The following is a 15394-nucleotide window of genomic DNA, read 5'->3' as shown; positions in this document are numbered from 1 at the left end:
ATGAAGAAAATTATATCTTTGCATTAGATAAATCTAATGACATGGATTGGTATGGAATGACGGATGCTGCAATTGTGTCCGAATTGGGTAAAAGAATTAAGGCAACACGACTTAAGAAGAAACTCTCACAGATGGAAGTTGCCCGGCGGACAGGAATTAGTGCGTTTACTGTCAGCCAGATGGAGAACGGCAAAAACACCTCGCTCTCCTCGCTGGTCGCAGTTATGCGGGTGTTGAAACTGCTGGAAAATTTTGACAACCTTATACCGCTACAGGTAATCAGCCCAGTAGAGTTGTTGGCCTTAAACAATAAAAAACGTAAGAAATGACAGATATAGTAATGAAAGTCTCTTTATGGGGGCAGGATGTGGCCGCCGTGGTGTGGGATAAGGAGAATGAATATGCCATCTTTGAGTTTTTACCTGAATTTTCTGCCAAAGGGCTTGATGTTGCTCCGCTTATGATGCCTCTGGAAGATATTAGCAGAGGCGACAGAACCTATTATTACCCCTCAAACAGAAATAAAACCTTCAAAGGGTTACCAGGCTTGATTGCCGACTCCCTGCCGGACGATTACGGAAACCAGATAATTGACGAATGGTTTGCAAGCAAAGGGTTAAGTGGTATGACGTTCAGTCCGGTTGACAGGTTATGCTATGTAGGCAAGCGCGGTATGGGTGCTCTGGAATTTGAACCTGCACAGAATAATCCCCAGCTTGAAGAGTCTTCAGTTATTGAGATTGCTCACCTGACAAATCTGGCCAAAGAGGTTCTGGGTAAGCGGGAGGACTTTCAGGTTAAGTTGTCCAAAGGAGATGAATCGCTACTTGATATCATCAGGGTAGGGACATCTGCGGGTGGCGCAAAGCCCAAAGCTATCATCGCCGTCAACAGCGATATGTCAGAGGTTCGTTCGGGCCAGGTAAAAGCGCCGGATGGATTTACTTACTGGTTGCTTAAATTCGACGGGGTCGAGGCAGGTAAAGTTTCTGACAACCCACCCGGAATAGGCCGTATCGAGTATGCCTACCATAAAATGGCACTTGATTGCGGTATTGAAATGACTGAATGCCGATTGTATGAGGAGGGTCAACATGCCCACTTTATGACAAAGAGGTTTGACAGGACAGATGACGGAGGCAAGCTGCACACCCAAACGCTGTGCGCAATCGCCCATTTTGACCGCGACGACAGGCACTCATATGAGCAGGCGTTCCAGGTTATGAGGCGAATGAACCTTCCTTATCCCGACATGGAGCAACTTTACCGCAGAATGGTATTCAATATCATAGCGAGGAATCATGACGATCATACGAAGAATCACTCTTTTATTCTGCACAGGGGCAGAGAGTGGCGTCTGGCTCCGGCCTATGACCTCTGCTATTCATATTCTTCATCCGGTAGGTGGACAAACCAGCACCAGATGTCTGCCAACAACAAACGTGACGAATTTACACGGGAAGATTTACTGGCCGTAGCCCGTAATATGGGCATTAAAAATGCGCTATTAATTGTTAATCAAATTGCTGATGTCATTTCCAGCTGGAATAGATATGCGTCAGAGGCAGGAGTGAAAAAGGAACACATGTATCTGATAGAGAAGAATTTACGTGTTATTACTTTATAGAAATCAGAGCGAATGGTTGTGTAAAGTCACTATCTTTATATGCGGTAACAATTGTACTAGCGATTTCTAACTTAATGACAATCTATAAATACACATATTCCTATGTAGCAAGAGTAATAATAGCATATGCTTTCTTTATTTTTGGATGCTACGTTCTTGATAAACAGACCTTATTTGAAGTGCTGTTGCCAAATTTTATAAAGGCCCCGGGGTCATCATTCTTATTTGTTCTTTTAGTATTATACATATCCGTAAGATATATTTATAAATGGTATAAAATAAAGAGGAATAAATAAAGTTGTGCCGGAAACCGGCAAGCGACGGCACGAAAAGTATCCGAACCATTCTTGAGGGATTTTAACCGGATTCAATCTCTCAAACAAGCCAACGGAATTACGTGAACGCCATCGTTCCTTGTATATCCATATTGTCCTCCAGTCAAAACAATCTTCAGGTCAGGTTCTCTAATAGGCATTTGCTCTTCGGTCTTGTTATGCTCTACTATAAGTTTATGGAGCTGAACCAGGTGATTTGCGCCATCCTCAATTTCTTTGCTGCCAAGCTTACATTCAATCAGGGCATAGCGTCCATCACCAAGATGCAACACAACATCCGCCACGGCAAGCAGAGAAGATGATATCGTTCACATTCATATCAGAAACAGCTTCCGCATTACTAATAACAAGGAGATTGCAAAATTATTATGAACAATTGTGGCGTTTAATCAGGAATATTTGCGGTATTTCATCCAGATGTCGAACCCCCTGAAAATCGGGCTTAGTTTCAAATTTCCATGTAATAAGAGATATTGAGCAAAAATGGCGCAAATCGTTATTTTTTGCTTAAACTAATAAAAATAGTTTGCAAACTAAAAATATTAGTTTAAATTTGTCTCAGGTTAAATTCAAACATTACCACTATGATTAAGCTTACAGCTAAAGAGGATGAAATAATGGCTTTTTTTTGGGAAAAAGGGGCTATGCATGTAAAGGAGCTGATTGAACTTTATCCGGACCCTAAACCTCACTTCAACACAATTTCTACAATGGTCAGGGGTCTTGAAATCAAAGGCTTTTTGTCTCATAAAAAATTTGGCTATACATATCAGTACTATCCTGTAATTACTCCTGAAGAATTTGGAGAAGGAAAGATTACAGGTGTTATCAGCAAGTATTTTGAAAATTCATATCTGGATGTTGTGTCAACATTCGTTAAAAAAGACAAAATCCAGCTTGAAGAATTAAAGAGGTTAATTGAAGAGATTGAACAGGCAAATAATAAAAAGTTATGACAGAACTAGTTCTATATCTTGTTAAATCGGGCGTATGCCTGGCCCTGCTGTACTTTGTATATAAGTATTCATTATCGGGCGAAACACTCTTCAGGCTTAACAGAGCAGTTATTCTATCAATAGTTTTATTGTCAATTATACTGCCTGTATGGACAATTACAATATTCAAAGAGATAATTGCTCCTGTAGGGCTCAATCAAAATGTTATAGTGGCAGACTCATCAACTCCTATTATTCAAAATCAACAAATCAGTCAGAATGATTGGTTTTCAGTGATTCAAATAATTGCTATCTGCGTCTATATAATAGGTGCCCTAAGCTTACTTGGCAAAAACATCTATGGTATTTTTCAGATTTACAGGATAATGAGGAACTCATACCAAGAGGCAAATTCTGTTGAAAAATTATATATCAGCAATAAACAAATTATCCCGTTCAGTTGGTTTAATAATATAATTATCTCAGATGAGGACTATAGGTCTAATAAAGAGATAATTATTGATCATGAGAAAGCTCATATTCAACTTAAACATAATTATGACTTGCTCTTTATTAATACTGTCGCGATATTTCAATGGTTTAATCCCATATTCTGGCTATTAAGAAAAGAGCTTATCACCATACACGAATATCAGGCTGATAGTTGTGTACTCAAAAATGGCATCGATGCAAGAAAATATCAATATTTACTAATCTCGAAAGGAACCCAGCAGAGTTTTTCCATACCGGTAGTGAATCACTTGTGCAGCGGGAACTTTCAAAAAAGAATTAAAATGATGCTAAAAAAACGATCGAGTCCAAATAAAGCAATCAAGGCATTATTAATATTGCCAATGATTGCAGCAGCCGTAGCTGTATTTGCTGAAACAGAGTATGTGGTCTCATATCCGGATGTTTCATTGACAAATGATAGTATAGAATCACCTACGGATGTATCACCAACATCTGAATCTGTAAAAGAACCACAAAAAGACAAAAAAGTTAACAGAGACCAGGTTGTGCCAGTAACAATATTCAAAAACGGTACATATCGTTTAGGCCAATGGTCCTCTTATACAACTAATAAAAACATTAATGAGGCAAGTCAGAATAACATTGATCAAGTTATTAAAGATATTGTCTCAAAAATGAAATATTCTAAAGATTCAATCTATTTTGTAATCAAGTATGAGGAGGGTGATTTGCTTACTGTAAATATCAGTCATCACAATACACTTCTGGATGCTTTAAAAACAAATGGAATAAATAATATTTCTGCCCAGCGTTTAGTAAATCCGATTCAGAAAAAAAATACATTATCGATAAAAATTAATGACAATGGGGTTTTTTTGGTAAATGATGGAATAGTTACTAGTGATAAGAACTTAGAATTGTTAATTAAAAAACAAATTGAAAAGCTTAAATCAGTTTCAAATGAACCAATTATGGCCGAGATTCTTACTTCTCTCAATACACCTTATGAGTCAGTAAGTCTTGTAAAGGAAATTCTTAGTAAAGAAAATGTGTCGATAATACCCAATTCCCCTGAAGTGCAATCGTTAGATATTAAGGTCTTTCCAGAGGATCTTGAAAGTCAGATTGCGAAATTAGTGGCTTCAAAAGTTATTTATCCAGAAGAAGCAAAATCTGCCGGATTACAAGGAGCATTCATTGTTAAGATTAGTACTGAAAAAGGAGTAATAAAGAGTACCAGGATTATTGAAAAAAATGATGAACTCAATGTTCCTTTGCTTGATAAGATTATTGTAGTTGCATATGCAAAAAGTGACAGCAATATGAGCGAATCAAATCAGAATGATGGCAATATAGCTATTAAAAAAGAGCTTCTTCGTGTAAGTGAACTTTTATCTCAAATTGAGAACCCAGAGTGGAAAATTAATAATCTTGATTTTGCCATAGAGATTGTATTTCAATTAAGGTAGAGCATTTATTCACTAATTTCCTAAACAAAGTGACTCTCCCCCTCCACTAAGTGGTCCGGGGGGGTGGGATAAACAAAAGGAGCTTGCCGAATCCGGCAAGCGACGGTACGAAAAAAGCAGGTAGTGATGCCTGCTTTTTTCGTACCCCTGAGAGGAAAAATATCCGAACCATTCTTATGGGATTTGCATATGATTATGAGATTGATAATTTGATTCAAATATTTGATAATGATTTAAATGGATTTACTATATTTGAATGTGTAGATAGTGACCTAGATATAGCCCGGTATAAATTAGAGTAAGTCATATTTACATAACCACTTCAGGCTTTAAGTCCAATTAATAGGAATCTGGTACAATAGAATATGATATATTTCAAAGTTTTTTTTATAGCTTGTATAATCTTTCAGTCTTGCAGTGAAAACAAATCTGCATCTGTTAATTATAATCATAAAGTAGAATCAAATTTTTACATTAATAAATTTAATGGCAACTTAGTTATAAATTCATGTATAAACGATACCATTCCATGTACGCTGATATTTGATACGGGTGCCAGTGGTTCGTTAATTATTAAATCATCTGTCTCTGACAAATTTTACCAAGGAGAGAGCTCTGTTAAAGACTCTATGGTAGGAGGATTTGATGATGCTTTCTATTATACAGATAATATTAAAGAGCAAACTAAAGTATATGCGGGCAACAAGGATATAGTGTTTAAAAGTTTCAGGAGAGTTCCGGACAATTCTGCATTGGGGAAAATAATTAGCAGATCTAACGCAGACGGAATTGTATCAGTACAGGATAGTATGAAATCTCTAAAACTTGAATTCAGCAATAATCGGATACTGTTCAATTCAGATAATGATATAATTGATGCGGATATTGTATTACAGCTGACAAAAAAAGGTAAAAATTATATCATTAAGCAGTTCCCTTTTATATTTAAATTGGGAGATACAACAATAATGGCTAAAGAAGACTTAATGATGGACACGGGGTATAGGGGAGATATAGCTTGCAAGAATATATCATTAGATAATGTTTTTGAAAATGCCATCCTTACTTTGTCAAAAAAGAAAATAATAATGAGTTCAAAGGATTATCTATTAATAACAGATACTCTTCATATTAAACGAGATATATGGATAGAGTATAATAACCCTTTGAAAAATTATTATTATGTGCTCAAAACAAGTCTTTCGTTGGTTGGAGTTGAATTTTTAAAGACATTTGATATTTATATGGATTTCCAAAAAGACTCTATTTGGTTGAAAAGAATTAACTATGAAAGTATCTTAAATGGCTCTGATTCTGATAAGATTGATGATCCTATTATAGCCGGCAGATATGATTCTGTTAACAAGCAATTCATTGTAATGTATTTAAAGTCTAAATCTCCTTATACTACTGCTGGGATAATGCCTGGAGATATTATTTGCGATATAAATAATATAAATTTTATGTTGATAAGGGATTCTATAAGAAACAACAGCGTTCATTATCCGCTGGTGTTTAATATTTTGAGAGATGGAAAGTCATTAGCACTATTCTATCAGACCCCCTGAAAATCATATTCCCTAAAAAGACATACATACATTCACTCGTCAAATCCGTTTGTTTTCAAACTAAAATTGACCAATTAAAAAGAGATAAATACGGATAGATATTTTGACTAAATTTTCCTGTATGTATAATTATGGCGCAAATCATAAATCAAAGAACCCTAACTGGCTGGCTATCAATTAGGATTTGTTTGTTCAAGTACTCCTAATAGGAAAAATATCCGAACCATTCTTATGGGATTTGGAGTTGATTGTGAAATTGAAAATTATAATTGTATAAGGATTCAGTGTCTGGAATAAAGGGGTTTCGACACTCTTGCCAGAAAGGATGTCCTTATAAAACGTACACTTCGATACGAATCCTAGCGGACGTATTGTTGCATTTTGAGACTTAATTAACAATAATAATGAAAATTGTAACCGAGATATATTTGTTTAAAATGTAGATATATAAGAAATTATAACTATCTTTAATTTAGCTAATATTTGTATATATTCAAATAATTCGTATATTTGTCAGGCCTAAAATTGACAACACGAATAAACGAAATAAACGAGCCAATCACGAAACAAACGACCGAACCATATTATGGGAACAATCCAAACAAACATCAAGGCCATTAGAAATAGACTGGGTTATACTCAGGAAGTAGTAGCCGATGTTCTTGGTATAGCAAGGCCAACCTATACCGAATATGAGACTAAAGACATCGATATCCCATTCAAAACCCTTGAAAAACTCAGTGATTTTTTGGGGGTGGAACTTGCCTCTTTCTTCGCAGAAAACGAAGATCAATTGAAAGACTATTTGGTGTGTGCATTCAGGATGGAGAATGCATCTTTAGATGATTTGAAGAGAATCGCACATTTCAAGTCCATCGTAAAGAATTATATAAAAATGAAGAGGATTGAAGGGTAATGGCAAGAATTCCCGAATATCAATACGAGAATGAAGCCAGTAAATTACGGGCAAAATTTCTTCTTGGAGACAGGCTTCCCGTGGATATGGAGAGCCTCCTAGTTGAACAGGGAATTCTCACTGTTTATACACCAATGAGTGAGAATTTCTCAGGGATGTGCTTAAAATACGACGAAAGCACTAATTTCATTTTAATAAATTCAAATATGGTTATGGGCAGGCAGAATTTTACTGTAGCCCATGAACTCTATCATCTGTTTGTTCAAGATCTGAAAGATTTTGAGGTTCATAATTGTGACATCAACAACCCTCAGTCCCCCATCGAACGGCATGCAAATTCATTTGCCTCATACTTTTTACTTCCAACTGCAGGGGTCGTAGATATTATGAAGAGACTGGGTTGCAATAAAAAAACAATCAATCCCGCTCACATAATCACAATGTGCGGATATTTTGGTGTTTCTTATCAAGCTATGCTTATCCGATTGAATAAGATACTCAGACTACCTGATGTAAAATTCAACGATCTTTGGAATATTCAACCCATAGCCTATGCCGAACCTTGTGGTTTGAAAACAGATGTATTTTTAGTCCCTAAAAGAAACAACATCATTTTAGGGGATTATGCTTCTAAAGCTCAGTCCTTATACGACTCTGGCAAAATTTCCAAAGGACATCTAATCGAGTTGATGTCAAACATTATATTTGAGGAGAATGGGGAAAACTAAGATAGTTTTGGATGCCGATGTCGTGATTGACTTCATAGATGCCAACCATTTATTCGATCTCCCAAGGGTACTCCCTAACTACGACTTTGTGATTCTTGATGTTGTTGTTGATAAAGAGTTGGGGAAATGGAAGTCCACCAAAGACTACATCCTGAAACATATAGAATGGATTAAGACTGGTTCAAAATTGTCGATTATTCCCTGGAACCCAGACCGAGAGGCAATACAAATTTATGCAGAGCTCATACGGACAAAGGGCATGGGCGAATCCGCATGTATTGCATACTGCCAAACACATAATGATGTACTTGCCAGTTGTAATCTAAGGGATACAAAAGCATACTGTGAAGAAAATGGCATCACATACATTACATTCCTTGATCTTGTATGGTATGCCTGGCAGAACGGCGTGATGAATGAAGCAGAATGTGATAAGTGTATTCAAGATGCTATCGCTGCTGGCAATAAAATTCCAAATTTTACTATTTCACAGTATATCCCAACAATATGTAATCTTTAGCTATTTTAATTCACTTTTGCTGTGACAACAAAATTGTCGGACCCTTAGAAATATGACATAGATTAATTCGACAAAATCATTTGTTTTTAAACGGAATTTGAAGTACCAAAAAGTGAAAAATTCAGGGAGATATTTCGGTATAATTTATCCTATTTGGAGAGATGTGGCGCAAAAATGGTGCAAATCGTAAAACAGAGAACCCTAACTGATTCATTATCAATTAGGGTTTGTTTGTTCAAGTACCAGGAATAGGACATTTTTCCGAACTTTTTATCAGGGATTTGGAGTTGATTTTGAAGTTGAAAACTAGATACAAATAGTTAGTAATGATTAAAATAGATTTACTATATTTGTCAAAAGGGGTACTGTCCTTCTTTAAGGGGTTCCGACAATATGTTGAACAATAAATAGATGAAAAAATGAATTATATAACTACCGACGTAGATAAAATTTTAGATATAAAGATGTCTACACCAGAGGGTAAGTCTATTATCATTGATTTGCAGACTAAAATAGAAGAGGAAGAATTACAGATAGAATTGTTCAAGGAAAGTCTAAACCATCTTAACTCTGAAATCGCAAAAATTGAGCCTGTCTTGAAACAAGCTAATGCTACTCTTGAAAAATTACTAAAACATAAACCACATACACAAGATATTAAAAGACAAATAGCTGAGGTTAATTCTATAAGAGAAGAATATAAGGCAAAAAGACTAGCATTTGAAGAAAATGCCTTGATTTGGAATATTTCCGGGTACATTACTTTAATTTCTATTGATATAAAAAAGATACAGAAAGGGTTATATTCAGCTACTTCTGAATGGGATAAACGTTTTTTTGCTCGTCAATCTTATCTTATAATGTATGATGCCCCAAATCAAATAATAAGACAGATTAAGAAACTAATCGAAAGGAAAGGGTATAAATCTTTTTATACGGACTTAACTAAAGCCCAGAAAGATTTAGAGAAATTTGTACGAGAAAATTGGGAATACATAAATGTCGTAAGGAATAATACAGCAGGTCATAAAGATGAAAAGGTTATAAAACAATTAAATGTGATAGAAAATATCGAATGGGCAGTTACAATAGAAACAACTAATCAATTTGAAAAGCAAATAATCCAATTAGGGAATTTGCTGCAAAAAATGATCAAAGCAGGAATTGATAATTTAGGAAAAGTTTTCGATAAATAAATTTAGGGAATTTATTATAATAACTTATTTAAGAATATATTGTCAAAATCCCCTTTTTGTCAGCTCCCCAAAAAAAATAGAATTTTGTTTCATTTGACAAAATCATTTATTTTCAAACTAAAGTTGGACATCCCAAGTAAAAATTCAGGAACATTTTAAGTTCAAATTTCCAATAAATAATGTTTCTGGTGCAAATTGGTGCAAGTTCGTTGATGAAAAATAGCTTACTGATAAATAATTGAGTTTGGTTTTTCGGAGCGAAGCGACGCTCCCCCTCCCCGGAGGGGGCCGGGGGGTGGGACAAACAAAAGGAGCTTGCCGCATCCGGCAAGCGACGGTACGAAAAAAGCAGGCATCACTACCTGCTTTTTTCGTACCCGGAGCCGGGATCGAACCGGCACAGCCTTGCGGCCACTGGTGTTTGAGACCAGCGCGTCTACCGATTCCGCCATCCGGGCTTGTTTTTCAGGTGGCTTTCTGAAGCGGCCTGCTGTTTCGGTAAACAAGGGTGACAAAGGTATGTAAAAATTTAAAAACCCCAAAAGCATTTGAAACACTTTTGGGGTTATGGTTTATACGATTACTCGTTATTTACCTTTGAACAAGTACAGGTTTGCCAAGTCCTATCTGCTCAAGTGGTTTCATCTGGCTCTTTGCATCTCCCACAACCACATAAATCATATCGTTTATGTTCATGTGTTTTGTTATGATCTCCTTAAGCTGGTCAACAGTGATATTGTTGATTGTATTCTCCTGCTGCTTCACATAGTCAAACGGCATATTGTAGTTTGCTATATCGTTAAGCATACTAAGAATATCACCAATTGTCTCAAATGAAGATGTCTTGGATTTAAGAAGAGAGTTCTTAACAGATGCAAGCATCTCCTCATTAATCATCTCGGAGTATCCGCCGATAAGATCTTTGAATGTCTTCACTGCATCCATTGTAACGCTTCCCTGAACACTTGACTGTGCCATAAAGAGGTTTTGATGCTGAGCAGCCATAAAGCTTGAATATGCTCCGTAAGTGTACCCTTTTTGCAGACGGAGAACATCAAACAACATTCCCTGAGAGCCGGATCCAAGCTTGTAGTTTGCAATTACTGCAGGATAGTAGTCAGGATCATTGAAAGGCATTGCTGTCTTTGCAAGGATAATCATTGACTGAGGCGCGTTAGGGTAGTCAACGAAGTAGATTACTCCTCTTTGTGCCGATACTCCTGCTACAGGCTCAGGTATAACTACATCTTTTGCAGGCCAGTTCTCTGTAAGAGTTGTAAGGGCCTTTACCACTCTCTTCTGATCAGGTGATCCTGCAAAGGTAATGTTTGCAATAGATGGGCTGTAGTTTGCTGCATAGAATGCTTTAACATCTTCAAGAGTGATGGCGTCAATACTTGCTGCAGTTCCGTAAGCCATTCTTGAAAGAGTTCCTCCCTCTCCGTATATCAATTTACCTGCTGTCTCTGTGGCAATAGCCCTTGGATTAGCAGACATCTGACGGATAGTGGTTTTAATTTCGTTTTTCAGACGCTCAAAAGCTGCTGAATCAAATCTTGGCTGAAGTAGCATCTCCTGAGCAATAGCAACTATTTTCTCATAATTTTTTGAAAGACCGGAAATGCTTATTCCCATACCCTCTGTTCCTGAGTAAAATCTAACTCTTGCGCCAAGCAGACCCAATGCGCTCTCCAGCTCTTCAGGAGATTTAAGTGCTGTTCCCTCATTCATCAACTGAGCAGTAATACTTGCAAGTCCCTCTTTTCCTGCAGGGTCTAGAAGCATACCACCCTTCATATTTACCGATGCCTGGAAGAGAGGGAGCTCTTTATGCTGGATTCCGTAAAGTTTAACAGCGTTAGGAAGCTCAGTGTTCCATATAGCAGGGACTGTAATGGTAGGTGTATTAGCAAGGAAGTCAGGTTCTACAGAACGGTCAAAAGCAGATGGAGTACGCTCGTATTCGTCGTCCACCAATTTGCCTGTCTGTGATTTCATTGTCTGGTCTGCTACATTCTCAACAGCTACAGTAGTAACAACTGACTCAGCAAGTGCAAGATCTGCCTTGCCGGCAGGAACCATACTAAGTGCAAAATATGGGCGCCCTTTGAAATATTTCTCGTATACTCTTATTATGTCCTCTTTTGTTACAGCCAGGTATTTATTAAGCTCATCAAATGTTGCATCTGGTTTACCTGCAAATTCTGTATCGCGGGCAATCATCATCGCCTTGCCGAGAATTCCGGACATTCTGTTATAGATAGCGGCCTCCTGGCCTACTTTTAATTTTTCAAGCTCGAGTTCGTTAACACCCTCGGCCTCAAATCTTGCAAATGCCTCCTCAATTGCAGCATAAACATCGTTAAGATTGATGTCATTGAAAGCACGAATCTGGATCTGTGCCTGACCCGCAATCTCTCTTGTCATATTATAAGCACCAACAGACGGGGCAAGTTTCTTCTCCTCTACAACCACTTTATAAAGCGGAGCTGTTTTACCATTTGCAAACAGAGAGGTAAAGAAGTAAAGTGGATATGAGTCCTCGTTATATTGCTCAACTGTTGGAAAAGTTAGTGATAACTGAGGTAATTTAGCATACTGATCTTCAAAAACCAGCCTTTTGCTTTGTTCAAAAACAAGCGGCTGAACTTGAGGTTTAGGAACATCATTCCCCTTTTTAATCTCACCAAAATATTTCTGAATAAGCTCTTTTGCCTGGGCCGGATCAAAATCTCCTGTCACAACAAGGGTTGCATTGTTTGGAACATAGTATGTGTTGTAAAACTCTTTAACATCATCTATTGTGGCAGCTCTTAGATCTGCAATTTCACCTATTGTTGTCCAGCTGTAAGGATGGCCTGCCGGATACATCTGATTTGCCATAATGGTGCTGGAGTGTCCGTATGGCTGGCTGTCATAGTTCTGACGCTTTTCGTTTGATACAATGTCAATCTCTCTCTCTAAACCACCTTGAGTTACTGTATTGATAAAAAATCCCATTCTGTCAGATTCCATCCAGAGGACCTTCTCCAGGGCATCTCTTGGAACTACTTCGTAGTAGTTTGTTCCGTCTGAGTTTGTGGAACCATTGAATTCACCGCCAAGTTTGGCGATTTTTGTAAAGAATGCGTTTCTAGGAAGATTCTCCGAGCGCTGGAAAAGCATATGCTCAAAGAAGTGGGCAAAACCGGTTCTCCCTGGTTTCTCCCTTCCTGATCCAACATGATACTGAATTGCAACAGCAACAATTGGATCTGATTTGTCCTGATGGAGAACAACCTTGAGTCCGTTATCCAGTGTGTACTGTTCATAATTGAGTTCTACCTTCTCTTTCTGGGTAGAGCAGGCGGCCATAGTAAAGACTAATGCCGTGAGCAGTAGTAATTTGAGTGATTTTGACATAATAATTGATTATAGTTAGTGAGTGAAAACTACCAAATTTAACAAAAATTTGGCCTTGTAGATGAAAATAAGTTATCTTTGTGCCGTTCCAGCTTCAGGGAATCCCGTGTAATCCGGGAACAGTACCCGCTGCTGTAAAGCTCTCCCCATCAATTTGGGGTTTTCTTCAGTCGGCCACTGCCATTAGGTGGGAAGGCGAAGATGCAAAAGCTGAGTCAGAAGACCTGCAGGGACAAAACATATTTAATCGAACTTTCGGGAAAAAGAGAGCGATGAAAAACTATTTTTCATTATTTGTATTTATATGTGTTGTTGCCGTGCATCTTTTTGTACCGGTGAGTTCTCTTTTTGCACAACAGAGAGATACAGCCAAGGCAAACAGACTTGATTCGGTGATGGTTACTGCTTTTAAAAAGCAGGGTCCGGCAGATCTAAAGCGCTTCTCTCCGGGTACCAATATTATATCATATTCTGAGGAGGCTGTAAAGAAGATGCAGAGCGCAACTCTGGCAGATTTCATAAAAGCCAATAACGCGGCATACATCAAAGAGTACGGAAGAGGGATGAATGCATTTCTTTCAATAAGAGGTACCTCCTCTTCGCACACCACAATTGACTGGAACGGGCAGAATATGTCGCTTCCCACTATGGGTCAGGCCGACCTCTCTCACATCCCGCTGTACTTTTTTGATGAAATGGATATTCATATTGGCGGAGGTTCTGCTCTTTATGGAGATGGAAGTATAGGGGGTACAGTCAAGTTAAAAACAGGAGCAAAATGGAGAGGTGGTCACAGCGGAAATATTGCTCTGTCGGCTGGCAGCTATGGCTCTCTCTTTACCGGGGCTACCTACAGATACTCGGGAAAGATATTTGAGTCCAGAAGCTCTGTTCTCTTTAACAAATCCAGGAACAACTATACTTTTGAGAACAATACAAAACCCGGAAGGCCTGTTGAGAGACTTAATAATGCTGCAATCTCAAACTGGGGTGTTATTCAGGAGTTTTATGTAAAGGCGGGTCTGCTTGGAACCTTTAATACTTCAGTTATGTATCTCGATTTTGACAGAGAGATACAACCATCTGTATCGCTTAACGACAGGCCTGAAACACATAACTCAATTTACGACAATAATCTTAAGATTTCTGCATTACTGGAGGGGAGCACTGCCAATCTCTCCTGGAGAGTTGCATCCTCTTTTGCAAATGATTTGGAGAGGTATAAAGAGGATACAATATCTGCAAACAGAGTTATGGCCAGTGCAGATATGGAGTATAAAATATCTGTTTTTGCCTTAAGAGGCGGGCTCAGCGGAGAGTATATAAAACCTTTTGTAAAATCATATATTGCAGATAGGGAGGAGAGCAGGGCAGGGGGCTATTTAATGGCTAAACTGGATGGTGCAGGATTGCTGTCCGCCTCAATAGGTGCAAGATATATTTATTCATCATCCGGAACTCTTCCCATAATGCCAATACTTAATGCAAGGCTGAGAATTCCTGCAGGTGGAGGCCACTCTCTTTATATAAGGGGATCGTGGTCCGGTAATGCAAAGATTCCCTCTTTAAATGACAGATACTGGGGAGGTAATCATCTTTATCTCAAAAGTGAGAAATCCAGAAGTTTGGAGACGGGGATAAACTGGGGCTGGTATGAGGGGGTGTGGAGTGCCTCAGCATTTGTAACAGCTTACAGGAGCGTTGTAAATGACTGGATAAGGTGGCTGCCGGCAGGAGAGGTCTGGAGGCCGAGGAATATCCCTGAGGTGCTCTCACGCGGGGTTGAGGCAGGAGGCGAGGCAAACTACTCGGCAAATCAGATAGTAGTCTCCTTAAAAGGTAGTTATGCGTTTACAGATATCCGTACTGTCACTCCTCTCTGGGCAGAGGATCCTGCAAAAGGTGAGCAGCTGGCATATCAGCCAAAAAACTCATGGAGGGCGACAGCATCCTCCGAGTACTCCGGATTTACTCTGCATATCTCTTTAAATTACACAGGAAAAAGAAGCACACTTGATATTTATGATATTCTCCCATCATATACACTTACAGACGGAGGGATCTCCTACAAGGGGAAATTGAAGAATAACGAATATGTTGCGGGGGTGGTTTTTAAGAATATTTTTAATGTAAGCTACCAGAATGTGAAATTTTATGCAATGCCCGGTTTTAACTGGCTTATCAATTTTCAATACAGATTTTAACTAATAAAAAATAAAATATT

Annotated in this window: 11 protein-coding genes, 1 tRNA gene, 1 pseudogene and 1 riboswitch; of the genes and pseudogenes, 10 read left to right on the top strand and 3 right to left on the bottom strand. The window is 38.1% G+C overall.

The window, feature by feature from the left end; translation table 11 throughout:
• The first annotated feature begins 41 nt into the window (after window positions 1–41).
• Window positions 42–329: a helix-turn-helix transcriptional regulator gene (locus U5907_05590; protein WRQ32054.1), complete on the top strand. Its 288-nt coding sequence runs from the start codon at window positions 42–44 to the stop codon at window positions 327–329.
• Complete coding sequence (locus U5907_05585; protein WRQ32053.1) at window positions 326–1627, top strand: type II toxin-antitoxin system HipA family toxin; 1302 nt, start codon at window positions 326–328, stop codon at window positions 1625–1627. The genes U5907_05590 and U5907_05585 overlap by 4 nt, the downstream gene beginning before the upstream one ends.
• A 367-nt stretch (window positions 1628–1994) precedes the next feature.
• Here the strand turns inward: U5907_05585 and U5907_05580 are convergent.
• Window positions 1995–2243 (bottom strand): annotated as a pseudogene (locus U5907_05580) (AAA family ATPase).
• A gap of 303 nt (window positions 2244–2546) precedes the next feature.
• On the opposite strand from U5907_05580, the gene U5907_05575 reads away from it, so the two are divergent.
• The 7 genes from U5907_05575 to U5907_05545 all read left to right on the top strand — a co-directional run bounded on the left by U5907_05575 (window position 2547) and on the right by U5907_05545 (window position 9768).
• On the top strand, window positions 2547–2918 hold the full coding sequence (locus U5907_05575) for a BlaI/MecI/CopY family transcriptional regulator (protein WRQ32052.1): 372 nt from the start codon (window positions 2547–2549) through the stop codon (window positions 2916–2918).
• Complete coding sequence (locus tag U5907_05570; protein WRQ32051.1) at window positions 2915–4840, top strand: M56 family metallopeptidase; 1926 nt, start codon at window positions 2915–2917, stop codon at window positions 4838–4840. The genes U5907_05575 and U5907_05570 overlap by 4 nt, the downstream gene beginning before the upstream one ends.
• A gap of 365 nt (window positions 4841–5205) precedes the next feature.
• A complete protein-coding gene (locus U5907_05565) occupies window positions 5206–6408 on the top strand; it encodes a hypothetical protein (protein WRQ32050.1) in 1203 nt (400 codons plus the stop codon).
• Window positions 6409–6994: 586 nt separating this feature from the next.
• A complete protein-coding gene (locus U5907_05560; GenBank protein ID WRQ32049.1) occupies window positions 6995–7324 on the top strand; it encodes a helix-turn-helix transcriptional regulator in 330 nt (109 codons plus the stop codon).
• Complete coding sequence (locus U5907_05555; protein WRQ32048.1) at window positions 7324–8052, top strand: ImmA/IrrE family metallo-endopeptidase; 729 nt, start codon at window positions 7324–7326, stop codon at window positions 8050–8052. Before U5907_05560 ends, U5907_05555 begins: the two co-directional genes overlap by 1 nt.
• Window positions 8039–8572 carry a hypothetical protein gene (locus U5907_05550; GenBank protein ID WRQ32047.1) on the top strand — a complete coding sequence of 178 codons (534 nt, stop codon included), beginning with the start codon at window positions 8039–8041 and terminating at the stop codon, window positions 8570–8572. The genes U5907_05555 and U5907_05550 overlap by 14 nt, the downstream gene beginning before the upstream one ends.
• 419 nt (window positions 8573–8991) lie before the next feature.
• Window positions 8992–9768, top strand: a complete 777-nt coding sequence (locus U5907_05545) for a hypothetical protein (protein WRQ32046.1) — start codon at window positions 8992–8994, stop codon at window positions 9766–9768.
• A gap of 374 nt (window positions 9769–10142) precedes the next feature.
• Here U5907_05545 and U5907_05540 read toward each other — a convergent pair.
• Together U5907_05540 and U5907_05535 are read right to left on the bottom strand one after the other, a co-directional pair.
• A tRNA-Leu gene (locus U5907_05540) sits at window positions 10143–10226 on the bottom strand.
• 133 nt (window positions 10227–10359) lie between these two features.
• On the bottom strand, window positions 10360–13170 hold the full coding sequence (locus U5907_05535; GenBank protein ID WRQ32045.1) for a pitrilysin family protein: 2811 nt from the start codon (window positions 13168–13170) through the stop codon (window positions 10360–10362).
• A gap of 61 nt (window positions 13171–13231) precedes the next feature.
• Window positions 13232–13417: riboswitch (cobalamin riboswitch) on the top strand.
• A 25-nt stretch (window positions 13418–13442) separates the two neighbouring features.
• On the opposite strand from U5907_05535, the gene U5907_05530 reads away from it, so the two are divergent.
• Window positions 13443–15374, top strand: a complete 1932-nt coding sequence (locus tag U5907_05530; GenBank protein ID WRQ32044.1) for a TonB-dependent receptor plug domain-containing protein — start codon at window positions 13443–13445, stop codon at window positions 15372–15374.
• Window positions 15375–15394 lie beyond the last annotated feature (20 nt).

Source organism: Bacteroidales bacterium MB20-C3-3 (assembly GCA_035609245.1).
Lineage (GTDB): Bacteria > Bacteroidota > Bacteroidia > Bacteroidales > UBA932 > Bact-08.
The sequence above is the reverse complement of the archived record's forward strand: the minus strand, read 5'-3'. Positions and strand labels throughout refer to the sequence as shown.